The sequence below is a fragment of the Ectobacillus panaciterrae DSM 19096 genome (assembly GCF_000430785.1).
GTDB classification, from domain to species: domain Bacteria; phylum Bacillota; class Bacilli; order Bacillales; family Bacillaceae_G; genus Ectobacillus; species Ectobacillus panaciterrae.
In genome coordinates this window covers 230,870-254,035 of record NZ_KE387246.1, presented here as the reverse complement: position 1 = coordinate 254,035, position 23,166 = coordinate 230,870, and the positions used below count along the sequence as shown (strand labels likewise).

Below are 23,166 nucleotides of genomic sequence, written 5' to 3'. Positions count from 1 at the left end.
TGTAACCTGAATATTACTCTGTCAAATGAAACATTTATTCGGAATCCTGTATGTTTTTCCTAATTTCCACGTTTCAATATACTTAAATGTTCGGAAATATATTCATATTTTGTATATATTTTGACAGCATTCGAGGTTTGTGCCAGAACCCTTCTTTCTATTATATAATTTAGGTATAAATTACAAGGAGGGGTTAATTTGTTAAATAGAATTGAAGGTCATGTTGGATTAAGTATTTTAAAAGATACTGAACATTTAGCTGAAAGGTTTGAAAGCGCTTTTCGCTCCACAGTAAAGACATACATAGAATCAACCTCCATTAAGGTTTTAGATATAGAGTTTCATAAATACAATGGGAAAATTTACGCTGTTTTTGCATTTGACAACTTAGTTTTAGAATACAACTACGAAAATGACGAATCAGGAGTAGAAATGTCATCCACTAGACATGAAGGTGAATTCGGGCGAGCGCTGTTTGAGTTTTGGACAAAGTGCCTGGTCGAAAGCTTATTCGAAGAAGAATTGAAAGTTGAATCTAAGTATACAGAGATTACTTTCTTTAATTTTTCACCTATGGGAAATAGAACAATCTAAAGAAATAAAATAAAAAAGCTCTGCATAAGCAGAGCTTAAAATTATTGGGCAGTTCATTTAAAGCTTATCTATCCTTTTGAAGAGTGAAATATACCTTTAAGAATCGAAGTATAAGCGATGGAACGAGAAAATACAGGAGTTCTGCCTAAAAAATGACGGGTTGTTTTATTTGTGAAAATTACATATCAGAGCAATGTTTGAATATGCTGGGTAATAATATGAATTAATACTTAAGCTTGGAAGGAGCTATATTATGATTCAACTATTGGGGATGCCCTTTCAACAAAGTGACATGTGGCCGTCTGACAGCATTGAAAGTGTAATCATGCAACGGATAAATGAAGATCAAGTCGTTTATTCGTATCAGTCCATAAATGAATTATCGTTTGAGCTTAAGTTACGAAAAAATATCATATTAAGTGCAAGAGCTCTGAATCGGAGCAAAGTGCGGTTTGAAGTATTTGAAAAATCCAGTTGCAATCCTCAATACTGGCATTTGACGAGTACCGGCGGATTCCTGCTGCGGTATGGGGTAAAACCATCTGATGCGATTCAAGACATTTACATGAACAGTTCACAATATGCGTTTGAATGTGCAACGGCGAAGCTCATTATCTATTACCATGCGGTCCTAAACGTAATTGGCACATATTTTTTTAATCAATTATTCCACAACATCTATCTATACAGCTGGCATTTTGATCCTGACCTCGGATTACAAACAAATTATACTGACTATGTTTTACCTGGAGATGTTGTATATTTTAATAACCCGGACTTTAATCCGCAAACTCCTCAGTGGATAGGAGAAAATGCCGTTGTTCTTGAAGATGGTACATATTTTGGACATGGAATAGGAATAGGAACAGCTGAACAAATAATTCATGTTCTAAATAAAAAGAGAAAGCCGGGAGCAAATCAATCAGCCTATCTGACAAATTTAGTTACAAAGCTGTCTTTTAACCATTTGGCGAAAATTTCGATGTGGCAACGAGATTATTCGATTCATAAATATCAACATATAGTCATCTCACATAACACAAGTTCGATTTCATTTGATCAATATAGGTTCTTTTTAAATACGGTGTACAATAATATAACCCATATGAACCTCCCCCACTTACTCACTCCTTGAAGTGGGGGTATTCTCGCCTAATTTATGATAAAAGCTATAAAGATAGACTCATTATTTAGATGAAATTTGAATTTGCTGTTTAAACTTAAAGATTTCATCTGCTGCTTTTTTATATCCTCCAGCCTTCTGCAAGGAATCTCCGATTTTACGGCTATTTTCTGCAAATAGAGGATTATGTAATACGCGCTCTGTTGCATCACGCAATACGTCTGCAGTAAGTTGTTTACGATCCAGTTGTAAGCCGGCCCCTAACTCTTCTACTCGTTTCGCTATTACTGGCTGATCTCCCATAACCGGAATGACTACAAGGGGAACACCAAAATATAGCCCTTCACTGGAACTATTCATTCCCCCATGTGTAACGAATACATCAGCACGTTGCAGCACTTCTAACTGAGGTACATAATTATATACTCTAAAGTTAGAAGGAATATTTTTAAATTGACTAATATCTGTCTTTTTCCCTACAGCTAATACGACAGTAGCTTGACTTTCCCGGAATGCCTCAAAGCACGTATTATATAATTCCGGCTGTTGATTAAATACAGTTCCCATAGAAATATAAATCAGCTTATCTGTTTGAATTTTTTCAAAAGGAAAATGCTCTACATCCTTACGTGCTGCAATCGATGGACCGACAAATATGAATGAGTCATCAAACATTTCCGCCTGCGGCTGATAAAGTTTTGATGTAAATACAATAGTAATATCTCCAGGATGGTTTATTATATCTTGAATACCATTGAAAACGATGCCATATGTAGCTTTCCATTTCTTTAAGATATCTACAACGGCCTGATACATAGGAGATTTCTTATCTATTTCTCCTCGATTTTTCATAAAACCAGAGAATACGTATTCATTGAAAGCAAATGTTGTACAAGAACAAATCTTTGGTAGTTTTAATATATCAGCTACGATCCATCCTACAGCAAAATTATTATCATAGATGACATAATCATACACTTCTTCTTTTATTTCATTTAAAATATCAGCTATGATTTTATCCATAGCTGTCACTACACGCAATGCCATTTCCAGAGGATTTCCGCCCTCGTTCATCCTTTTCATAATATCTATCTGCGATAGAAAGTTTTCGTAAGAACGAAATGCGGCTCCTGTTTTCTCAATCTTATTTCTATATTCTTCTACACAGTAGTAAATGACTTCTTCGCCTCTTTGTATTAATTCTTCTACAAGTGCAATTGTTGGATTAATATGCCCTTCTCCCGGAAAGTTGAAAACAAGAACTTTTGCCATAATCCTCTCTCCTTCTAATAATAATTAATAGAGTTAATTATGCGACCGATTGGTGTATTTTGTAAACAATAACTATGTATCGATTTATTACACGAAACTATAAACTAGTATTCATTTTTCTGGATTCAAGAGAAAAATCTTCCTTTTTCAATGTACTTTGGCTATCTTGTTGTTAAATATGAGCTTTGTACACATAACCCAGATTATCGGAAGTACAGCCGAATATTAAAAACCTCATCCCAACGTGAATACACTTACTTAAAATCCTATATAAACATCCTGAAACAGCAATCAATCTCAATGAAATAAGCTCTTTGTTCAGGACATCGACATAACATGTAAAAGAGAACTAACCAATCGTTTATAAAAACGGAAAACAGCATGCACGGTTCTTTTTCACTTGAACTACCCACCACTTACTCGCTAACGCTCCTTGAAGTGGGGGATTCCTAAGAACACCAGCCTATCGGCCAGTTATGGATTAGGCTACCCCCGTCGCTCCGACGGTTGAGAGACGAATCGCTTCATTTCTAAGGTTCTGTCCTGCGTTCAAATCTCGATCGTGATATGTTTCGCAAGATGGACATGTCCACTCACGCAAATTGAGATTCTTCACGTCTTTATGTTTGTAGCCGCAACATGAGCATAGCTGGCTGCTTGCAAATGTCTTGGACACAGCGACGATTTGCTTGCCGTACCATTTGGCTTTGTACGCCAACATCGTGCGGAACTGCGACCAGCTTACTTCACTGATGGCTTTTGCAAGGTTGCCGTTCTTCAGCATGTTTGACACCTGCAAATCTTCAATGCCGATGAGGTCATGGTTTTCGACCACATAGGTAGAGATTTTCTGCAAGTAGTCTGTTCTGGCATTCACAATTCTCTCATGGATACGAGCAACTTTGATGCGTTGTTTGTTCCAATTAGCAGAACCTTTGGTGCGTCTGGACAGAACACGCTGGGCTTTCGCTAATTTGTCCTCTAATATACGAAACCATTTTGGATTGGAGAATACCTCTCCTGTACTTAAAATAGCAAAGTCTTTTAATCCCAAGTCAATGCCAACGCTTGATTCCGTTTTCTGTTTTGGTTGTACATCCACTTCTGCCAAGATGGACACAAAGTATTTGCCAGATGAATTTCGTCTTACTGTTGCACCCAGAATACGTCCTTCCACTTCACGGCTTTTGGCAAAACGAACAAGGCCCAGCTTAGGGAGCTTGATGTAATTGCCCTCTACCGCAATGTTTCCATTTGTATGCTTTGTGGTATAGGATTGGACTTTGTTTCGTTTGCTTTTGAATCGCGGTGCGTCATTCTGTTTTTGGAAAAAGCGTTTGAACGCATCGTCAAGGTTCTTGAGGGAGGATTGCAAGGCAACGCTGTCTACTTCTTTCAGCCATGGCACTTCTTTTTTAAGCGCTGTGAGCTGTTTCGAGCAAGAGTTGTACGTCAAACCTTCACCTGTTGCCTTGTAGGCATCATTCCATAGGGTGAGGAAGCGATTGAATACAAAGCGACTGCAACCAATTGTTTTATTGATTAAGGTGGATTGTTCTTTGTTGAGGTAGATACGGAACTTGTATGCCTTGTTGACTAACATGGTACTTCACCTCCTTTTTCCATGTAGGTAGTATAACACGCATAAATTGGAAAAAGAAGGAAAATCAGAGAAAAAACAAACGAATGTTCCATTCCCTACAAACACACGATTGGAAAGATTAGATTTCTACAAAGAACAGAAAGAGTTTGGCACTCGTGCACAAATGATACTGTATCTTCTACAAACAGCACTCGAACAGTCGGACAATCGGGATGGCATATAGCCATCCCTTGTCCGAAGGCGATTCATCCCCACCCTACTCATTAGGCTGCGCCCTTCCCATTTCTTGAGGATGGGGTCTTCTCGCCTACAAAAGATAAAGGAGGTAAAACGAATTATTATGGTAATGCCATACTTTAACAACGCACGGCAAACAGGCGCTATCCTATGGGGTGCCGGACAAGCGACACTTCATGCGGTTCACCAATCGCTGCAGCACTCCTATCCCATGTATTCACATTCCATATATTCAACTAGTTCTTCTCCAACGCCATATCTTCCTTCTTATCCTGCTTCAATCCCTTGGAATCCATGGTATGTAACATCTCCACTTGAACTTATGCATCACACATGGATGTATTAACACTCATCTGTTTGACTCATCATGCTATTTCTCGAGGAAAGCCATCTGCTTTCCTTTTTTCTTTACACAAACGAATTATATATCCTATTGTTTGATGAGGCGCGGTTCTGGACTTGGATAACTTGTCGGAAGAGTTTGCACCCCATAAGCGTTAGTCGCAGAACGATTACAGAGGTCGGCAGGATTACAGCATTCCCAATAAGCACTACAGGAAAAAGCCAATTTCTTTTTGGCTTTTTTCCGATCTGCCTTTTTCCAAACAAAAAGCAAGGCTCTAAAGCCCTGCTCCCTACCAAATATCATACCCGCGGTTCGTATGATAATGAATAAACCCATATTTTTGCGCTAATTGTGTGCTTTTCGTTTTTTCAGCACATGAAACAGTCAGCACCTCAATGTTGTATTGACTATGTAATGTTTGCAAATCTTGTATACGGTCAAGCGACCACTGATCCTTCGCGACAGTGCTGTAGTTAAAATCCTCCCACATAATCGCGTTCACATACGGGGCTGTCGTTGTTTTCAACGTTTCAAAGCCCCAGTTTTGGATGAGCGCCATACCGGGATATGTTTCTTTTATCCCTTTCAGAAACATCTTCATGCCCTCTCGCTGCGTTTGCAAAACAGTCCCGCTATGCTCGTTATCGATATCTCCCACTGTATCTAGAAAGATGCCGTCAAAGCCTTTAGCCGCAATGTTCTTCTCTATTTCACTCATCAGTATTTGCTGGTAATGAGGAGATGCGATATCCATCAAATAAGAATCCCACTGGGCAAAGTGAACTTTTTCCCCGTCCCGGTAGAAGTAGTCCTGCGGCTCAAACTGCGCCATGAGCTGCTGGTTCCAGTTTGCCGCTTCCATCGTGCTAATGTAGCCGAAAACCCGTGTGCCGCTTGCTTTGATTTTCTGAATTTGTTCAGCTGTGTAATGATATGGTTCAATCATAACAAAATCATATGTACCGAGCTGAGAAATGATTTGGCTGTTCGGCGCATTGTAGAAGATTTTGTAAGACTTCATACTGTTCAATACGTTCGGCATATTTCCTGTTTCCATCGCCCTTGCTCCATTTGGCAAAAAAGCTGCGAATGCAAACATCAAACATGCAATAAACCTTGCTGCTTTCACTATAAATTCCTCCTGCGTTTTTGGGGGGATGGGTGGTTCCGCAGACTTTTCAGCAAGTTTGCCCATCACCTATGCTATATATGAGTGAATGATAATTTCGACATGTCCATGTGCTATGTGCAACCACAAGGGAATATGATATGCTTCTTCTCCCTTGCATGAACCACTACAAAGCTTTGACCGCTTCTGCACGTCGCCAGATAATCTCTCCCCACTATCAACGGTTTTTTATTCACTTGTATATAGTTCCATCTTCAGTTTACTGGATCATCCATACTTTACACAATAAGGGAATTTACAGGATTTTATTACACTCGTTTATTTAAAAACTTGCCGATATCTCCAAATATACGCTTATCAGAGAGTTTCATTGCGCCTTGACCTGTAAATGCATGAAAATCAATATCGCTTACATACTGCAGCAATCTCCAAGCTGAGAAGCTGAATGTCAATACAGAGCCGAGCGCGAAGCCCAGACCGTATCCATTAAAGCCCATCGGTAAGAAGAGCAGCGATAAGATCAGATTAAGAGCGGAGAATAAGATGCTCGTATATAAGGCTCCTTTGCGGTCTTCAAAATATAAGAGCAGCAAGCTGATTACCATCACCATTCCGTTGGCAAACGCCCCGACGACAGTAAGACAAAACATGCCTAAAAACGGCTCGCTTAGTCTCAAATCTGCGGCAAAATAGAGGATGACAGCAAGCAAACCAAGGGAAAACAATCCTTGATTTCGAAGCAGCCGTTCCATTTCTTGGCGCAATACGATTTGCATGTTCTCTTTGGCCTTCATAATTTGCCCCAAAGACCCCCCCTCGTTTATATAGCCGTAGAAGGTACGGTATCTTTGATAAAAGCGCGTTTCGATAGAAATGACAAAGATCATCATGGTTGGAACAATGGATAAATACGACCAAAAGATAGCGGTATCGTAAAGTGTATGGTAACGGAACGAGCCTTCCATATAGGATGAGCCTTCGCCAAACCAAATGACCCAATTGCCCACCCAAACGCCTATGTTATACAGCAGCCCGGTCCAAAAAAGCGACGGGTATCGATCATAGTATTGAAAATACGAAAATTGCTTGCTGCTTCCTCGTTTCGGAAAGCTGATGAGCAAAGAGAAAAACAAAGCGCATAACGTAATGAGCATGCCGAGCGTAAATGCCCCGAGCAGGAAAAACGCGCTGACATGCCGGGGAAAGCTGTTCAAATCTATTTTGGATACGATACCTGCAACTGCTGCAATGCCGGCGATTCCCCCGGCAATAAAGCTGTAGGCAACCGGCTGATAATACTTGGCGGCTGTTAAGAACATATATAAAATCCAAATGAGGTTCATGATCACAAACAATATGAGCAGCAGCAGCTTATATAAAAACGGCAGCGGTGAATAGAGGGCAAAGACGCCCCATAGAAGAAATGCGGCCGCAGCCGCAGTCTTAGAAGCTCCTAGAAAAGCAGGATAAATGTCTTCCGTTCGTTTCTCGTAAAAGACGTCCGCTATGTAACGCGTTACAATCAGCTGCTGGGTGCCGAAGATGACTTGAGAGAAGATAAAGCAATAGGAAATGGAAATGATGAATAATTCGCGCACATTCTCAATCAGCCCAATTGCATGAATGAGCCGCTGCATGACAGTAATGGACAAAGCAACAATCAGCCACGGACCGGCGGTTACAAGGCCGGCAAAGCCGTATGCCCGTATGCGGGATGAAAAATAATCCTCTTTGAACAGCTTCTGCATTTTAAAACCAATTCCGGCCACTATACTTCACCCTTTCTTCATAGAGCGTCCGATACATATGAACAACGTGCTCCCACTGATATTCACTCTTCACCCGCAGCCTTCCGTTTTGCCCGAATCGTGCGGCAGCTTCACGATTTTCATATACCCATTTACACTTCTCGGCAATTGCTTTCGGATTGACCGGCGGCACAACAAAACCAGCTTGTCCGTATTCATCCCCTTCGCTTCCGAAAATGAGCTCTGAGCACGAACCAACATCTGTGACAATCCACGGCAATCCTGCCGCCATTCCTTCGAGCACCGCAAGCGGCTGCCCCTCCGATATGCTCGTCAGCAATAGCAAATCAAACTGCGGCAAATAATCCATAATATTGACTTGGCCGAGGAATTTGACATATTGTGTTACGCCGAGCCGCTTTACAAGCTCTAGGCACTCCTCGGCATACGCCGGTTCTTCATCCAGCGGTCCTAAAATGGACAACCGAAATGGCACCTTCTCATCCGCCAGTATTCTCGCCGCATAAATCATTGTTTTAATGTCCTTAATCGGCACCACGCGGACAATGGCTCCGATTTCTAATATTTTGGATGACTCGATACGTTTAACTGTACTAAGACGGTCATAGTGAATACCGTTTGGAATGATATACAGCTTTTCCTTCCGCGCTCCCAGTTCTTCCTGATAACGGCTGTTCCGTTCAAACAGCGTAATGATATCATCAGCGCTGTTATATGCTTGCCGGGATAAATGATGAAAGTATTGAATCCAGCGCTGCTTATACACATTCGGAATCCAGGATGCGCGCAATATTTCCTCTTCCCGCTCGCGTGAATAGATGCCGTGCTCCGTCAAGATGAAGGGAATGTTCTGCTGCTCCTTTATATGTGCAGCAATCAGCCCTGCATATCCTGTAGACACCGCATGCACGAGGTCTGCCTTTGGAAATGGCTGCTGCAGAAGCGAAATGACGCTTGCGCACATGGAACGATACATCCAGAAGTAGTCAATGAATGAGCTGGCCAGTCCGGATTCTTCATATGTGCCTTTGACAATTTCCCAGAAATCTCTACTGTGCAAAAACTCTTCTCCTGTTCCGAGGCGCGAGGAATTTCCCAGTATAGTCAAAGCCTCTCCTGCCGTGTGCCCGAACGTAAGCCATCGCGATACCGCTTCTTTATCCTCTTTCGATAAGTTAGGCTGAAGGAATTGGCCTTTCGGCTTCTTTCTGAGCTTATACAGCCAAACGTAATTCACGTTTCGCGGCAAATCGTACTTATAATCTTTATCCCCTTGAAAGTCTTCGGGCATAATAGAAATGATCTCAAATTCAATATGCCGCAGGCTCGATATGAGCATGTGCACCCAGCTTGCGACACCGCCTCGAATAAACGGATAGTTTCCTTCTGCCACAATCGCAATTTTCAAGCTACTTCACATCCTTCATGCGAATAGTGAGAAACGGCTTTGTGAAGGCAACCGCATATACCGTCCCGAGCTTTCTCACTGTATAGCCGTCAAATGATCCCGTATCTAACTGCTTTCCCTGTTCAACCCGAATGAAAATATCTGACGGATTGACTATTTGTTTTCCTGAAATTGCAATCTCATTTTCGCCATAGTACACATCTAATCGGGATTCGTTATACCGCATCAGTTTTTCTCGCGCTTCCGAAGCGGTATAAGGCTTTAAATACGGATACGTTTTATTCACGCGCGTCATAAGATCGTCAAATCCTTTTCTCATTTCCCTCCACCCTTCTCCGCCGGAACGGCTCTCGTCCAATACGTCATCGGGGTGAATAAAATGAGAAAATACGCCAAAGTTTGCGATGGCGTCCATGATGACGAATTCCATTACGGGCAGCTGACCGTAACCGCTCGATATGCGCGGAAGATGAAACAAATCATTATCGTCCAGCCCGAATTCCTGCTCAAACACGCCAGGCAAACCTGCGCCGTCGTATACAGAAGCAATTATCTTTAAGCTTGGCAGCTCTTTCATCAGCGCGCGCAGTCCGGTTTCACGCAATATGTTGGACGGCGGTACGTAAGTTCGAATCGTTTGCTTTGGAAAGTAGTGCGAAAATAATGTACGCGCCTGGGCAATAGCGTATTCCATTTGCTGCTGCGACTGCCAAGGGGTATACCCAAGTCCCGGGTCTATCGGTTCTTCCTTTGTGACCAACGGCTGATGATTATAGCCATGAAAACCAAGCTCATCTCCCATATGAAGCGATTCCCGTCCGAAACGCACCATTTGATCGCGAGAGTTTTTAATCAGATCAGACGCTCGCAGCGACGTATCATTTCGGTATGTACCGATAAATCCCGTTGTATACAGGATCTTTTGCGTCTTGGCAATGCTTTTCATGTTATCCCACCATACTGTTTCAAAAAACGCCTTCGTACTCATGTCATAATCGCGATGAATAGCAGCTGTATTTCCTGAAGGAATAGGTGCCGGAAAATCATCAATAAACATAACCTTCACCGCCGCTTGCGCAGTAACGAGCTTCGGCACCGCCAAGCCTAATGCCTGTGTGATCAGCCCGCGTGTCATTTTTGTAGATAAAAACGTCGCATTCCAATATACGACTTTCCCCTTCCCATACGCATATGTCCAAAGCATCGGCACGCCTTCAGCTTTTACATAGACTTGCGCGTTTTCCTTCAGCACGACATTCATCATGCTGTTCGGCATCGCACCATTCTTATCAACAACCGTTTTATACCCGGGAAAGAACGGCTTCTCAATGGATAGTCCGTACATATCTTCTTTAAAAAAGCCGTTATTTTCTTGAATGCCTGTTAGGTCATTCCATTTCGGATCAAAAAAGCGGTTTGCGATGTACAAACGTCCTCCTTGTTCGACGAAGCTGCGAATCGTATCATACGGCCATTGATTTGCCGCTTCAGTTGTCGTCACAATTACATGATAGGGGGAGGGTTTTATCTGTCTAAGCTCTTCTGGACGTTTGAATGTAAACGGCACCTTTGCGTACGTAAAAGCATATGTGATATTTTTTAAAATTAAATCGTTTGCGGCATCTTCCGGCTTCGCCAGAATCGTAACCATAAGCTGCTCCCCTGCACCTGCCTTGCTGCTTGTCATCACGCTGACTTTCTTTTGCGGCTTTTCCTGTACAGTGAATATTCGATTGAGCACATCCATCCGAAGCAGCTGAAACAAAATAATGAAGAACAGCAGCGTAATCGTTGTGCCAATCCATATCGTTTTCAAATTTCTCTTCATACTCATATGCTCCTTACCTGCTGCAGCAAGGGCTCTAAAGAGGACGGTATTTCTTCCTGGCTCACATTTCTTATAAATGCCTGATAGACCTTTGGAATGCTTGCAAAATCTCCTTGTTCAAAATACAGCTCTAATACACGCATATATCCTTCGTATCTGTCAGGAAATCGTTCTATTATCAGCTTTGCCGTATGCAGCGCTTTTTCTTGCTTATTTAATCTCTTATACACCACCGCTGCATAATTCCAAAATTCCATATAACCGGGAAAGTACAATATGGCTTCCTCTGCCACTCTTTGAAACTGCTCATACATCTTCTCTTCCATAAAGCTGTTGACCACTTTGCTGTTAAGATATTGTTGATACGTATCGCATAAACGAAGGTAGCTGCTCGGATTGATAGCGGAAAGCTCACCCTCCTGCTGTTCGATTCTCTTTTCATAGCTTTCTTTTAAATAATTTATTATCGTAGCCGCATAATGAACCGTTTCTGTATCCATATTGTGCAGCGCCATGTCTAAATATTTGCCGCGGTTTTCGATGGATGTATCCATCAATCGGACAATCAAATCTTTACGCACAGCTGTTTTTTCTGAGTGAAGACCTAGCAAAAACGGCATTAACTCCATATCCTTTCGTGCTTCTATAGCTGCTTCATCATAGTTGAAAAATTGAAAATCAGTATATGTATCATAAGAATGGACGATATCGTTTGCAACAAACTTAGATAAAAGCCAAGCTAAGTATCCAAATATGGTACCCAGTATAGGAACGAAGACGCTAATGAGACCGATCCATTTGTATACGCCGTTCTGTTTCTTTCTCTCAAACACCTTGATAACAAGCAGAACAATGATCGCGTGAATGATATAAAACACAAGCACAGGGATTGTATAGATACTAAGCGTCATGAAAAAGATTCACCTCTTCCCGCAGCTTTCCCCAAATGCGCTGCCTCAAGCTCTCCACATATTCCGGCTCTGTGCCCGGCAGCAAAAACAACAACCTGTCCTCTTCAAATCCAACCTTATCTACTTCACGCAAATACCGCTCGGCCACACTGCTGATTTTCACCAAATCATCGTGATGGATGGTTCCAACATGCAAATCGAATGTCGCGTACGGCTGACCGTACTGCTCATACCGCTGCTGTTCAATTTCTGCATACTCATCAAAAAATTTTTTATAATAAATGGACGTTTCCGGATAGTATTTCCTCCGCTCTCTCACAAGCGCTTTCGTCTCAGCACGCTCCGCACTGTCGGAAATGATTTGCAGCAGCCAATATAACAGGTGAAGATTATGCTCTGTCAGATGATAAAAATCCATACGCCAAATGATTAATATTTGCCGGATTCTTCCATGAATCACAATCGGTCCTGCAATAACAGGAGCCGCCGCCTCATCTGTCGAGCGCTTCACAGTAATTTTCTTTTCGGTAAACAGACGATGATAAAATGTCTTCGCTTCATCCATGAAAATCGTTTGCGGCAGATTTCCCAGTCTTAACTTGATACGAAGCGTGCGCTGCGAGCTGTCCACATGATAGATGCCGAATGCATTCGCTTGAAAATACGAAGATAAGATGGAGATGGCTTCGTTCGTCACGATTTCTATATTTTCCTGATCCAGCGCCTTCATCATTTGATACACGGAAGATATGCTCGTTTCCGATTGCAGCAAGCGCTGCTCCAGCACTTTATTTGTTGCTATTAACTGAGCAGCTGCTTTTTGGACGGATGAAAGCTCGGTCTTCATTTCCTCATTTATAAAATGAAGATCCTCGTATCGTTCCTGCCATGCCGTTCTCATCACACCCGCCGTAATCGCAAGAAAGAAATATAAGAAAAACCATTTGCTTTCGCTTGTGTTATAGAAGAGGAGGAGAACATCTCCCCCGTTCTGTATTTCAGCAATCACATAATAACCAAGCGTAAAAAGAAAAGTAAGCAGACCTGTTTTCCATCCATATCGCAAGCTGAACAGCAAAATAATAATGATAAAAGGACTCGGCTGATTTCGTACGTCTGCTGCGATGAGAGAATCTATAAAAAAAACAGCAAGAAACACAATCACAACCTCTATGAGCTTTCGAATCGCCCTGTCCTGTCGATGGTACATAGCTCGTTCTCTCCTAATGGTTCATTCTGAAACCGGCGCTCGATTCAGATTTCCGTTTACTCATTTCTTCTTTTTGTGCTTTATAATACGCAAACGTCTCAGCCAGCCCCTCCATAATGGAATGCTGGCATTGCCATTTCAAAAGGCGCAGCGCTTTTTGATTATGCAAATAGCTGTGCCTGATATCCCCTTGTCTTTCCGATTGATATTGAACCTCTGCTTTAACCCCAGCCGTCTTCTCCAGCAGCATGATCAGCTGATTCAAGGAAAGCTGCGTGCCCGAGCTGATGTTGAATACACCATTATGCTTGCTTCTCATCGCTGCCAGATTCGCCTGTACCACATCTTTGACGAATACGAAGTCACGCGTTTGTTCTCCATCTCCGAAAATGTGCAGCGGCTTGCCCTCTAATAAATGGTTCATGAACATACAGATAACCCCTGCTTCTCCCTCTGCATTTTGCCTCATCCCATATACATTCGCATACCGTAAAATACAATACGATAAGCCGATATGGGCATACAGTCGAATGTAGCGCTCCGCAGTCCATTTGGAAAGTCCGTAAAAGGAAACGGGGTTTGCCGGATGGGTTTCCTGCACCGGAAGCCGTTTTGGCATGCCGTACAAAGCAGCTGTAGATGCGAAAATAAATTTACGCACACCGTACTGGGCACTTAATTCCAGCAGTCTGATTGTTCCCATCGCATTTACATCGGCATCAAAGACGGGCTGCTTCATAGATTTCGCCACAGCTCCTTGTGCAGCCTGATGAATAACGATGTCCGGCTTTTCTTTATGAAACACAGCTTGTAAACCTGGTTCACATATATTTTGTTCATAAAACATGATACCGGAAGGCAGAAAAGCTTTGCGGCCGGTTGTTAAATTATCAACAACGACTGTTTCATAACCTTCGGCTGCTATTGCATCTGTAATATGAGAGCCGATAAAGCCGGCTCCTCCCGTAATCAATACCTTCATAGCATCTAGCACCTTTATTTCAGTTTTTCTTTTTTACAGTCCCCCTACTTTCCAGAAATTAAACATCCTACACTTGTTCATTCCGCAAAATATCTCTTGACATAAAAACAGATTATATTGCATAATGTGTTACAAATTAAGAAAAAACGTAGAAGGGAATTAGTAAATACTCCTTCTTGCGCAAGAGAGTGGAATTCGCAGGCTGAGAGATTCCTCGCAAAGAAGCTATTGAACCTATCCCCGAGTCTTAAGTAAAAACCTTAAGCGTTTGCCTTCGTTACAGGCGATAAGCGGATATGAAAATCATATCAATGAAGGTGGTACCGCGGAACGATGACCGTTTCGTCCTTTTTTCTAAAGGATGAAACGGTCTTTTTGCGTTACCGGCCTTCTTTCACCTGTGACCCTAACTGATTTAATTCATATGAGCGGGATGAACCTTCCCGGTCATAACAATGGAGGGACCAAATTTGAAAAAGCAACGCATAGTTGTGAAAATCGGAAGCAGCTCCTTGGCAACCGGACAAGGAGGAATTTGTAAGGAAAAGCTTACAGATCATGTCGCTGCCTTGACGAGGCTCAAGCAAGCGGGCCATGAAGTTGTGCTCATTACATCCGGTGCGGTTGCGGCGGGCTTTTCCGCTCTCGGATATCCCGTTCGTCCTGTGACAATCAAAGGAAAACAAGCTGCCGCCGCTGTCGGACAAGGATTGTTAATGCAGACGTATACAGAGGAATTCCGCAAATATGATATCATTACCGCACAGCTTCTGCTCACAAGAAATGACTTCTCCAGAAAAGAACAATACACGAATGCCTATGCGACCTTATCAGAGCTGCTCGACCGTTCTGCGCTTCCCATCATCAATGAAAATGATTCTGTCTCCATTGAAGAATTAACCTTCGGTGATAATGATATGCTGTCAGCTTTAGTGAGCGGGCTTGTGAACGCAGATGTGCTTATGATTTTTACGGATGTGAACGGATTGTACGATCGAAACCCGAAAAGCGATCCAACAGCGAAGAAGTACCATTTTCTCTCTTCCATTACAGAAGAAATCGCTGCACTTGCCGGAGGTGCCGGCTCAAAGCTTGGCACAGGCGGGATGAAATCGAAAATTGACGCAGCAAAAACGGCGTTATCTCTTGGCGTCAGCGTATTTATCGGAACAGGCACCGGGGAAGAGAAGTTCCTTGATGTGCTGCAAGGAAAAGGAGATGGGACCTATATTGGAAACGCCGTGCAAAAAGGCATAAAAACGAATAAGCAATGGATCGCGCTCCATTCGCTCATATGCGGGCAAATTGAAGTCGACTCCGGGGCAGCCGCAGCCATTATCCAGCACGGAAAAAGTCTTCTTCCTGCGGGTGTTACGGATGTTCAAGGGAACTTCCAAGCTGGAGATGTGGTTGAAGTCATCAATCAAAAAGGGCGTGTGATCGGGAAAGGACAGGTCAATTATAACGCTGAGGAGCTAAGCGCATTAAAAGGAAAGCAGAGCACCGAAATCAAACTGAGCGGGGAAAGACAAAGCTACGAAGCGATTCACAGGGATAATTGGATATCTCTCTAGGAAAAACTCAGCACGTGAGAAATCCGTGCAAAACTCTTTTTAGGCGGGCAGAGCTCCTGCCGAGTGCAGTAACGCTCAAAGCCTTTTAGACGCCCTCGCCTTTGTCTTTTGACCTGCGAACATGATGTTCAAAAGAAGGAAAGGAACGGGAAGCACTGCCGTGAAATTTTATAATTTCTTATCATCATTTAAATAAGGAGGCATATGAAATGAATGAGGTATTGGCAAAAGGAAAAAAAGCAAAAGAAGTCGCGGGTGAATTAGTAACAAAATCAACAGAGCAAAAAAACGAGGCGCTTGCAGCGATCGCAACACAGCTGCTCGAGGAAACGGATTATATTATAGCGGAAAACAAGCGAGATATTGCACAAGCACAGGCAAAGGGCGTTTCTTCCTCTTTAGTAGACCGGCTTATGCTGAACGAACAGCGTATTAGCGATATGGCAGAAGGCATCAGACAGCTGATTGAGCTTCACGACCCTGTCGGAGAATGCATTGCGGCATGGGAGCGGCCAAACGGCTTAGCTATTCAAGAAGTGCGTGTGCCGCTCGGCGTAATCGGCATGATTTATGAAGCGCGCCCGAACGTGACAGTAGACGCCGCTACCCTTTGCCTCAAAACCGGAAACGCCGTGATTCTGCGCGGCAGCTCTTCCGCTGCTTACTCTAATCAAGCAATTGTCAATGTCATTCATAGGGCGCTTGCAAAAACGAGCTTGCCGCCGGACAGCGTACAGCTTATTGAAGATACATCTCGCGAAAGCGCCAAACAGCTGTTCACGCTGAACGAGTATTTGGATGTTCTCATTCCAAGGGGAGGCAAGCAGCTGATTGACACGGTAATCAGAGAAGCTTCCGTCCCTGTAATAGAAACCGGAGCTGGAAATTGTCACGTATTTGTGGATGAAACAGCTGATAAACAAATGGCTTTTAATATTATCGTGAACGCCAAAACACAGCGTCCTTCTGTCTGCAACGCCATCGAAACGATTGTGCTTCATGAAGCGTGGGCAGCACAGTACGGGCAAGAATTGTTTGCATTACTCCAGGAAAAAGATGTGGAATTACGAGGAGATGAGAAAGCTGTTGCGCTTGATTCCTCTCTTGTTCCGGCTGCAGAGGAAGATTGGGCAACGGAATTTTCGTCTTTGACGCTGGCAGTCAAGATTGTGTCATCTGTTGAAGAAGCAATCCGTCATATCAACACTTACAGCTCGAAGCATTCCGAAGCAATCCTTACAGAAAACGAAGAGAATGTCACAAAGTTTTTCACATCTGTAGATTCCGCAGCTCTGTACCATAATGCCTCGACTCGTTTTACAGACGGCTTTGAATTCGGCTTTGGCGCCGAAATCGGCATCAGTACGCAAAAGCTGCATGCAAGAGGACCGATGGGGCTGCCTGCTCTGACTTCTACGAAATATATCATTCGCGGGAACGGGCAAATCAGAGAATAGAAAGAAGCAGAAGAAGCCTGTTTGTTTGAACAGGCTTCTGTCTTTTAAAACGCATATTGAAATAATGCATAATACATAGGCACAATTACAATCAATCCTATTGCTCTTGCCGGCAAAGGAAGTTCTTTTTCATAGTCGTACCAAACAATCGTAAAAAGAAGATCCCAAATGAGGCCAAAAACGAAAATGGCTTTCCAAATCACCGATGCAAGAAGTTCAATACCCATGATATAACCGATTACGCCTGTCAATACGACAACAGAAACGAACAAATCTAACTTTTGGCGGATTGTTTTGAATCTGCCGTTCATGATAGAACCAATGGCAGATATAATCACGAAACCTACATACAAAAACCATAGAACTTTTACAATCATAAATCTTCCTCTTAAAACTTTCAGATTTTCTTCTAAACTTACATGCCGTTATTTATTATAACGAATACTGCTGTTAATTTTGTCCCATCAATTCCTCATATTTTTGAAAGGAATACAACATCTGCAAAAGCTCCTCGGGGGACAGTTTAGAATAATACTTCTCTACCATCTTTTTATTGAACAACCGCACCTCGGCTCTATATATCAAACCCTTTTTTCCCAATTCGAGTATGACCGCGCGTTTGTCCTTCGGATGCTGCTTTCTTACGATAAAGCCTTCCTCTTCGAGCTTTTTGAGCATTTGGCTCACTGCGCTTTTCGTAATATCCAACTTCTCGGCCAGTTCGGTCGGGGTAACGGACATATTACGGATGATCAGCGTCAATAATACGTGCTGTTGATTGGTCAACTGAAAATCGGTCATTTCCCTCTCTTGTTTTCCGAACAAAATCCATATGTTTTCTAACGTTAAATTGATTTGTTCCGCGATTTCTTCATACTTCATCATGAATGCCTCCTTCCTGCACACGTTATTCTTTTCTTTTTTTCCAATTGCGCGGGTTGAAATAGCTTCTGAATTTCATGGCAACTTCTTTTCCGACAATAGCGACTCCGATCCAAAATGTCACTTCGGCCAAAATAAGGGCCCCTGTCACCAAGACCGCCTTTGTGCTTGCTGTCACAGGAAGAAAAGGCACTATTAAGGGAGTGAACCAAATGACAAAAGAAAAAACAACAAGGCTGATTCCTATTTTATAAAGCAGCGGTTTCTTTTTATTTAAACTTTGATTCATTATGATCCTCCAATTAGGCTCTATAATTAATTTAGTTAATTAAACTAAATTAATTTTATATAAGATAAATGCACATGTCAAGATTTCATAGAACTATAAAAATCACATACAGTCTCCATCGAGACACTAAAAAAGGAGGCGCCAAAGGCGTCTCCTTATCTCTCCACAACACTTACAGCAAAAAACTCTTCATACAAAGCATAAACCGCTTTTTGCTCCTCAACTTCTTTTACGCCAAACATCATGCTGACTTCCGATGATCCTTGGTTAATCATTTCAATGTTAACGCCGGCCCTCGCCAATGCTGCCGCAGCTCTTGCCATGGTTCCGACGTTGCTGCGCATGCCTTCTCCGACAATCATAATCATCGCGAGATCGTGTTCCACTATGACGCTGTCTACCGTAAGCTCTTCTTGAATTCGCTTTACAATTTGAGCTTCTGTTTCTTCATTCAACTGATGTTGGCGTACAATGACAGAAATGTCATCGATGCCGGACGGTGTGTGCTCATAGGACAAACCGTAATCCTCTAAAATATGAAGCAATTTGCGGCCGAAGCCGACCTCTCTGTTCATTAAATACTTGCTGACGTCAATACTGCAAAAGCCATTGTCGCTCGCGATGCCGATAACCGGTCCATTCGTATTTTTACGCTCGTTCACAATTTTCGTTCCCGGAGCGGACGGGTTATTCGTGTTTTTAATATTCACGGGAATGCCTGCCCGAAACGCCGGAATGAGCGCTTCATCGTGAAACACTGCAAAGCCGGCATAGGAAAGCTCGCGCATTTCTTGATACGTAAGCTCTTTAATCTCACGCGGTTCTGAAACAAAATTCGGATTGACCGCATACACTGCATCCACATCAGTGAAGTTCTCATATATATCTGCCTGTATGCCGTTTGCAAGGATAGACCCTGTAATATCAGACCCGCCGCGTGAGAAAGTCACGATTTCATCATTTTCAGAATAACCGAAAAATCCAGGGAAAATAAGGATACCGGAACGATCTCGAAGTGCGCGCAAGTTTTCATACGAATCCGGCAGAACCTGTGCATTTCCCGGTTCGTCGCTTACGATAAGCCCTGCTTCTTTTGGATTCACATAGTGCGCTTCCACGCCCTGCTTATTGAAATAAGCTGCCACGAGCTTCGCGCAGTTGTCCTCCCCGCTTGCTTTTACCGCATCCATAAATTTATCCGGATTACTTGTATCTCCATTCACAATCTCCAAAAGATCTGTAGAAATACGGTCGATAATATCGGCCGACAGCTCCAAATAATCTGCGATGTCCTGGTAGCGGTCCATCACAGCCTCGAACTGTTCCTTACCATTGCCGTTTGCTATATACGCTTGTGCACATGCAATCAATAAATCCGTTACTTTCGTGTCGTCCTTATAACGTTTTCCAGGTGCTGAAACAACAACTACTTTTCGTTCCGTATCGGATGTAACGATGTGAAACACTTTTTCAATTTGTTCTCCTGAGGCCAGCGAGGTGCCGCCGAATTTTACAACCTTCATCTTATCTCCACCAATGCAAGAATAGTCTGTATTTTTAAATATATAAGCCTTATTATCCCCTTACCTGCGTCTCGTTGCAAATATTTTTTTCATATACGTCCTCTCTTTTATGTAAAGCGCTTCCAATGGTATAATAATTACGTGATACTACTGATTAAATCGAAGGAGCTACACATATGACGGCACGCATTGAAGCATTGATTGAACGATATGAGCTTACCCATTTAAAGGATTTCATTATGCCCACTGTATTTCCATGCATAAAAGTCATTCCGCAGCAGGCAGATATCATGCCGCCCGGGCGCTCAAAAATGGGCGGCGTTCCTGATTTCCCTAGAGACTGGGAGTATCCGGTTTACAAAGATAAGCCGCTCCATTTTCTAGCGCAGATCGATTTGTCAGATTTGCCGCAGGAAGGCTTCTCGTATAAGCTTCCACAAACAGGCCTGATGTATTTCTTTTATCTCGATGATGCAGAAGAAGGGGTATGGGGCGAACCGGAACAAAAAGACGGCTGGCGCGTTCTTTACTACGGGGGCGCACTTGACGAATTGGAGCCAAGAGCAGAAGCAGATCGTACATATGCCCAATGCTCCATTTCCTTTGAAATAACACATAAAATTCCGGAATTATTTATTGAAGACGAGGCAGACAGCGACCGATTCCTGCAAATGCTGGAAGAATTAATGCCTGACCGCTACGATAACCACCAAATGTTCGGCGTACCGTTTTCCGTACAAGGCGAAGTGTTTGAGGAAATGGAGTACTATACAAAAACAAATGCCCAAGAATTCACACTTTTATTCCAAATTGATTCTGATTGGGAGCATTTAAAGATGCAGTGGGGCGACATGGGGATGTTATATTTCTGTATGTCCCATGAGGCGCTGGAGAATGAGCGCTTTGAGGATGCTTGGTGTATCATGCAATGTTTATAGGAAAAGCGAACCCTTTTTGGGTTCGCTTTTTTCGTTTATGGACTTATCATATGAGTTGTTTTATCGTATTGATGATTACATCCGGGCGATCTAGGTTCACGGAATGTCCGGCTCCCTCTGCAATTATGTGCTCGCCTTTGCTATATATGAGTGAATGATAATTTCGGCATGTCCATGTGCGATGTGCAACCAAAAAGGAGTAATGGTATGCTTCTTCTCTCTGGTTTACCCCTGCATGAACCAAAGGTTTGACCGCTTCTGCACGTCTTTTGATCTCTCCCCACTATAAACGGTTTTTTATTCACTTGTATATAATTTGGACCATTTACTATCCAAACTCCAATTTTATGCTAAATCTATAAGTCAGTTATCTATAGTAACAACCTTTGCAAAAAGATCCGTTATTTTACAAAAACGAAAGCAATCCCCGTCTCCCCCGCTTTCTTACCTGCTTTTCAATAGACTCAAAGATTTCCACCTCTTCACCTGTAATGCGTCTGGCGATATTGCGGAATACCGCGGCGTTAATGGAGGAGCGATTCATTACAATCGGTTTTCCTATTTGTCCAGCAATGTATGTGTCTTCGTCTTCCAATATAACTCCCAGCAGTGTAATGGCCAGCGTGTGTGTCACGTCTTCTATGCTTGGCACTTTACGCTTTGGAAGCTTTGGGTTGTATTCGTTTAAAATAAAGGAAAGATTTTCTTCATCATCAAGATATCCGATCAAGCGGTCTGTGTCCCGCAAGCTGTTTATGGAAGGCTTTGTCACAAGGATGACCCGGTCTGCCTGATGAATGATATTTTCAAAGCCGTGCTCTGTAAGGGATGGTGCGTCAATGAGTATATAATCGTACACTTTTTTCAGCTCGTCTATAATAGGGAGAATTTCCGGTGCGGCTGTTTTCGCGATATGTGCAGGAATACCGGACGTCGGAAGCAGATGTAAGTTTTCCTCCATCTTGATGTTCCTTGCTTTAACAATCATTTGATACGGCTGAGCGCGTTCTTCGATAACATCCATCCAGTCAAAGACAATGCGGTTTTCCAGCCCCAAATACAAATCCAAGCTTCGCATACCGAAGTTCGCATCCGCCACACAAACCTTTTTGCCCATTTCTGCTAAACAATAGCCAAGATTCGCAACAACTGTGGATTTACCCACTCCCGCTTTTCCGGAGGTGACAGCGATAACTGTTCCGCCCTGTTGTTTTATGAGATCCATGCTTACGTTATTCTCATACGTTTGTTCTCTCATTTTCCTCTCGCCTCCATTCCAACACATTCTAATTCAAAGATACCATAAATGCACAATATTTCTACAATTCCCCTCTCAAATTTACAAAAAAGCGCACGATACTCTCATGCGCTTCAGCCGATAATGACCTTTTCTGTTGGATAATGATACGATTCACGCAGCACTCTGCCCCGAACTAAAAATAATTTTCTTTCATATGTAACCTCGTTCTCTCTTTGCTACTCTCATTATAGAAAACAGCATCTCGCTGACCAAACCACGCGAAAAAACCGTCCCTTGATCAGAGACGGTTTTCCTTAGTTGTCCTTCGCCGCACTCGTTTTCAGCAAATCGCGAATTTCTGCCAACAGCTCTTCCTCTCTGCTTGGCTTCGGGTTTTCTTGTTTCTCCTGTACTTCTTCTTTCTTCTTCAGCCTTTGGAAGAGACGGATAAACAAAAAGATGGAAAATGCCACAATGAAGAAATCAACAACAGTTTGAATAAAACTCCCGTATTTAATGACGGAATTCCCGATTTCAATCTTCAAATCTGCAAAGCTGACCTTACCCAATAATAATCCGACAATAGGCATAATAATATCACTAACTAACGAGGTTACAATCTTTCCAAACGCTGCGCCGATAATAACGCCGACTGCCAAATCGAAGACGTTGCCTTTGAGCGCAAACTTCTTAAAATCATTCCACATAGTATCACCTCTCTTCTATCATTCCATGGAAATCATACCATACATACATGGTATACAAAAACTTGTTTTCACAAGGTGCTACTTGGAATCTTTACGTTTCAATCGAAGATAAACCCATCCCTTTACAATAATTCTGCAACTACT

General features: G+C 42.7%; 21 protein-coding genes and 1 other annotated feature. Of the genes, 6 read left to right on the top strand and 15 right to left on the bottom strand.

Annotated features, from left to right (window positions below):
* Positions 1–198 precede the first annotated feature (198 nt).
* Positions 199–594, top strand: coding sequence for a hypothetical protein (locus H540_RS0123725; RefSeq protein WP_028402673.1), 396 nt, complete (start codon positions 199–201; stop codon positions 592–594).
* 253 nt (positions 595–847) lie between these two features.
* Positions 848–1,729 carry a protein-glutamine gamma-glutamyltransferase gene (locus H540_RS0123720; RefSeq protein ID WP_028402672.1) on the top strand — a complete coding sequence of 294 codons (882 nt, stop codon included), beginning with the start codon at positions 848–850 and terminating at the stop codon, positions 1,727–1,729.
* A 51-nt stretch (positions 1,730–1,780) separates the two neighbouring features.
* Here the strand turns inward: H540_RS0123720 and H540_RS0123715 are convergent, their stop codons facing one another.
* Positions 1,781–2,989 carry a macrolide family glycosyltransferase gene (locus H540_RS0123715; RefSeq protein ID WP_028402671.1) on the bottom strand — a complete coding sequence of 403 codons (1,209 nt, stop codon included), beginning with the start codon at positions 2,987–2,989 and terminating at the stop codon, positions 1,781–1,783.
* 481 nt (positions 2,990–3,470) lie between these two features.
* Positions 3,471–4,592: an IS200/IS605 family element RNA-guided endonuclease TnpB gene (tnpB, locus tag H540_RS0123710; RefSeq protein WP_028402670.1), complete on the bottom strand. Its 1,122-nt coding sequence runs from the start codon at positions 4,590–4,592 to the stop codon at positions 3,471–3,473.
* A 340-nt stretch (positions 4,593–4,932) separates the two neighbouring features.
* Here tnpB and H540_RS33590 point away from each other — a divergent pair, with 340 nt between their 5' ends.
* Positions 4,933–5,175: a hypothetical protein gene (locus H540_RS33590; RefSeq protein WP_155891128.1), complete on the top strand. Its 243-nt coding sequence runs from the start codon at positions 4,933–4,935 to the stop codon at positions 5,173–5,175.
* A 289-nt stretch (positions 5,176–5,464) separates the two neighbouring features.
* Here the strand turns inward: H540_RS33590 and H540_RS0123700 are convergent, their stop codons facing one another.
* The 7 genes from H540_RS0123700 to H540_RS30765 all read right to left on the bottom strand — a co-directional run bounded on the left by H540_RS0123700 (position 5,465) and on the right by H540_RS30765 (position 14,412).
* Positions 5,465–6,304, bottom strand: coding sequence for a glycoside hydrolase family 191 protein (locus H540_RS0123700; RefSeq protein ID WP_162144555.1), 840 nt, complete (start codon positions 6,302–6,304; stop codon positions 5,465–5,467).
* Between the two features lie 308 nt (positions 6,305–6,612).
* Positions 6,613–8,073 carry an exopolysaccharide Pel transporter PelG gene (gene pelG / locus H540_RS0123695; RefSeq protein WP_028402668.1) on the bottom strand — a complete coding sequence of 487 codons (1,461 nt, stop codon included), beginning with the start codon at positions 8,071–8,073 and terminating at the stop codon, positions 6,613–6,615.
* Positions 8,054–9,481 (bottom strand): GT4 family glycosyltransferase PelF, encoded by a 1,428-nt coding sequence (gene pelF / locus H540_RS0123690; protein WP_028402667.1) that lies wholly within the window; start codon positions 9,479–9,481, stop codon positions 8,054–8,056. Before pelF ends, pelG begins: the two co-directional genes overlap by 20 nt.
* Position 9,482: 1 nt before the next feature.
* Positions 9,483–11,309 carry a DUF2194 domain-containing protein gene (locus tag H540_RS0123685; RefSeq protein WP_028402666.1) on the bottom strand — a complete coding sequence of 609 codons (1,827 nt, stop codon included), beginning with the start codon at positions 11,307–11,309 and terminating at the stop codon, positions 9,483–9,485.
* 2 nt (positions 11,310–11,311) lie between these two features.
* Positions 11,312–12,220 carry a tetratricopeptide repeat protein gene (locus H540_RS0123680; protein ID WP_028402665.1) on the bottom strand — a complete coding sequence of 303 codons (909 nt, stop codon included), beginning with the start codon at positions 12,218–12,220 and terminating at the stop codon, positions 11,312–11,314.
* On the bottom strand, positions 12,210–13,430 hold the full coding sequence (locus H540_RS0123675) for a hypothetical protein (protein WP_028402664.1): 1,221 nt from the start codon (positions 13,428–13,430) through the stop codon (positions 12,210–12,212). The genes H540_RS0123680 and H540_RS0123675 overlap by 11 nt, the downstream gene beginning before the upstream one ends.
* Positions 13,431–13,443: 13 nt before the next feature.
* On the bottom strand, positions 13,444–14,412 hold the full coding sequence (locus tag H540_RS30765; RefSeq protein ID WP_034671799.1) for an NAD-dependent epimerase/dehydratase family protein: 969 nt from the start codon (positions 14,410–14,412) through the stop codon (positions 13,444–13,446).
* 140 nt (positions 14,413–14,552) lie between these two features.
* Positions 14,553–14,765, top strand: a binding site (T-box leader).
* 117 nt (positions 14,766–14,882) lie between these two features.
* Here H540_RS30765 and proB point away from each other — a divergent pair.
* A complete protein-coding gene (gene proB, locus H540_RS0123665; RefSeq protein ID WP_028402663.1) occupies positions 14,883–15,986 on the top strand; it encodes a glutamate 5-kinase in 1,104 nt (367 codons plus the stop codon).
* 209 nt (positions 15,987–16,195) lie between these two features.
* Positions 16,196–17,443 carry a glutamate-5-semialdehyde dehydrogenase gene (locus H540_RS0123660; RefSeq protein ID WP_028402662.1) on the top strand — a complete coding sequence of 416 codons (1,248 nt, stop codon included), beginning with the start codon at positions 16,196–16,198 and terminating at the stop codon, positions 17,441–17,443.
* Between the two features lie 44 nt (positions 17,444–17,487).
* Here H540_RS0123660 and H540_RS0123655 read toward each other — a convergent pair whose 3' ends face one another.
* From H540_RS0123655 to H540_RS0123640, 4 genes are all read right to left on the bottom strand, one after another.
* Positions 17,488–17,820, bottom strand: a complete 333-nt coding sequence (locus tag H540_RS0123655) for a hypothetical protein (protein ID WP_034671797.1) — start codon at positions 17,818–17,820, stop codon at positions 17,488–17,490.
* Positions 17,821–17,893: 73 nt separating this feature from the next.
* The gene (locus H540_RS0123650) at positions 17,894–18,325 is read right to left on the bottom strand and encodes a MarR family winged helix-turn-helix transcriptional regulator (protein WP_028402660.1); all 432 of its coding nucleotides are present in this window, start codon (positions 18,323–18,325) and stop codon (positions 17,894–17,896) included.
* Between the two features lie 25 nt (positions 18,326–18,350).
* A complete protein-coding gene (locus H540_RS0123645) occupies positions 18,351–18,614 on the bottom strand; it encodes a transporter suffix domain-containing protein (RefSeq protein WP_028402659.1) in 264 nt (87 codons plus the stop codon).
* A gap of 155 nt (positions 18,615–18,769) precedes the next feature.
* Complete coding sequence (locus H540_RS0123640; protein ID WP_028402658.1) at positions 18,770–20,137, bottom strand: aspartate kinase; 1,368 nt, start codon at positions 20,135–20,137, stop codon at positions 18,770–18,772.
* Between the two features lie 176 nt (positions 20,138–20,313).
* On the opposite strand from H540_RS0123640, the gene H540_RS0123635 reads away from it, so the two are divergent.
* Positions 20,314–21,075, top strand: a complete 762-nt coding sequence (locus tag H540_RS0123635) for a YwqG family protein (protein ID WP_028402657.1) — start codon at positions 20,314–20,316, stop codon at positions 21,073–21,075.
* A gap of 406 nt (positions 21,076–21,481) precedes the next feature.
* Here the strand turns inward: H540_RS0123635 and minD are convergent, their stop codons facing one another.
* The gene (minD, locus tag H540_RS0123630; protein ID WP_051317257.1) at positions 21,482–22,333 is read right to left on the bottom strand and encodes a septum site-determining protein MinD; all 852 of its coding nucleotides are present in this window, start codon (positions 22,331–22,333) and stop codon (positions 21,482–21,484) included.
* A gap of 296 nt (positions 22,334–22,629) precedes the next feature.
* Positions 22,630–23,022: a large conductance mechanosensitive channel protein MscL gene (gene mscL / locus H540_RS0123625; RefSeq protein WP_028402655.1), complete on the bottom strand. Its 393-nt coding sequence runs from the start codon at positions 23,020–23,022 to the stop codon at positions 22,630–22,632.
* Positions 23,023–23,166 lie beyond the last annotated feature (144 nt).

What these genes read in the sequence shown, in the direction of transcription:
- H540_RS0123715 (WP_028402671.1), bottom strand. Translation starts at nt 2,989, where the DNA reads ATGGCAAAAGTTCTTGTTTTCAACTTTCCGGGAGAAGGGCATATTAAT.
- H540_RS0123645 (WP_028402659.1), bottom strand. Translation starts at nt 18,614, where the DNA reads ATGAATCAAAGTTTAAATAAAAAGAAACCGCTGCTTTATAAAATAGGA.
- tnpB (WP_028402670.1), bottom strand. Translation starts at nt 4,592, where the DNA reads ATGTTAGTCAACAAGGCATACAAGTTCCGTATCTACCTCAACAAAGAA.
- H540_RS0123675 (WP_028402664.1), bottom strand. Translation starts at nt 13,430, where the DNA reads ATGTACCATCGACAGGACAGGGCGATTCGAAAGCTCATAGAGGTTGTG.
- H540_RS0123650 (WP_028402660.1), bottom strand. Translation starts at nt 18,325, where the DNA reads ATGAAGTATGAAGAAATCGCGGAACAAATCAATTTAACGTTAGAAAAC.
- mscL (WP_028402655.1), bottom strand. Translation starts at nt 23,022, where the DNA reads ATGTGGAATGATTTTAAGAAGTTTGCGCTCAAAGGCAACGTCTTCGAT.
- minD (WP_051317257.1), bottom strand. Translation starts at nt 22,333, where the DNA reads ATGAGAGAACAAACGTATGAGAATAACGTAAGCATGGATCTCATAAAA.
- H540_RS0123635 (WP_028402657.1), top strand. Translation starts at nt 20,314, where the DNA reads ATGACGGCACGCATTGAAGCATTGATTGAACGATATGAGCTTACCCAT.
- H540_RS0123640 (WP_028402658.1), bottom strand. Translation starts at nt 20,137, where the DNA reads ATGAAGGTTGTAAAATTCGGCGGCACCTCGCTGGCCTCAGGAGAACAA.
- H540_RS0123660 (WP_028402662.1), top strand. Translation starts at nt 16,196, where the DNA reads ATGAATGAGGTATTGGCAAAAGGAAAAAAAGCAAAAGAAGTCGCGGGT.
- H540_RS0123720 (WP_028402672.1), top strand. Translation starts at nt 848, where the DNA reads ATGATTCAACTATTGGGGATGCCCTTTCAACAAAGTGACATGTGGCCG.
- H540_RS33590 (WP_155891128.1), top strand. Translation starts at nt 4,933, where the DNA reads ATGGTAATGCCATACTTTAACAACGCACGGCAAACAGGCGCTATCCTA.
- H540_RS0123680 (WP_028402665.1), bottom strand. Translation starts at nt 12,220, where the DNA reads ATGACGCTTAGTATCTATACAATCCCTGTGCTTGTGTTTTATATCATT.
- H540_RS0123685 (WP_028402666.1), bottom strand. Translation starts at nt 11,309, where the DNA reads ATGAAGAGAAATTTGAAAACGATATGGATTGGCACAACGATTACGCTG.
- H540_RS0123655 (WP_034671797.1), bottom strand. Translation starts at nt 17,820, where the DNA reads ATGATTGTAAAAGTTCTATGGTTTTTGTATGTAGGTTTCGTGATTATA.
- H540_RS30765 (WP_034671799.1), bottom strand. Translation starts at nt 14,412, where the DNA reads ATGAAGGTATTGATTACGGGAGGAGCCGGCTTTATCGGCTCTCATATT.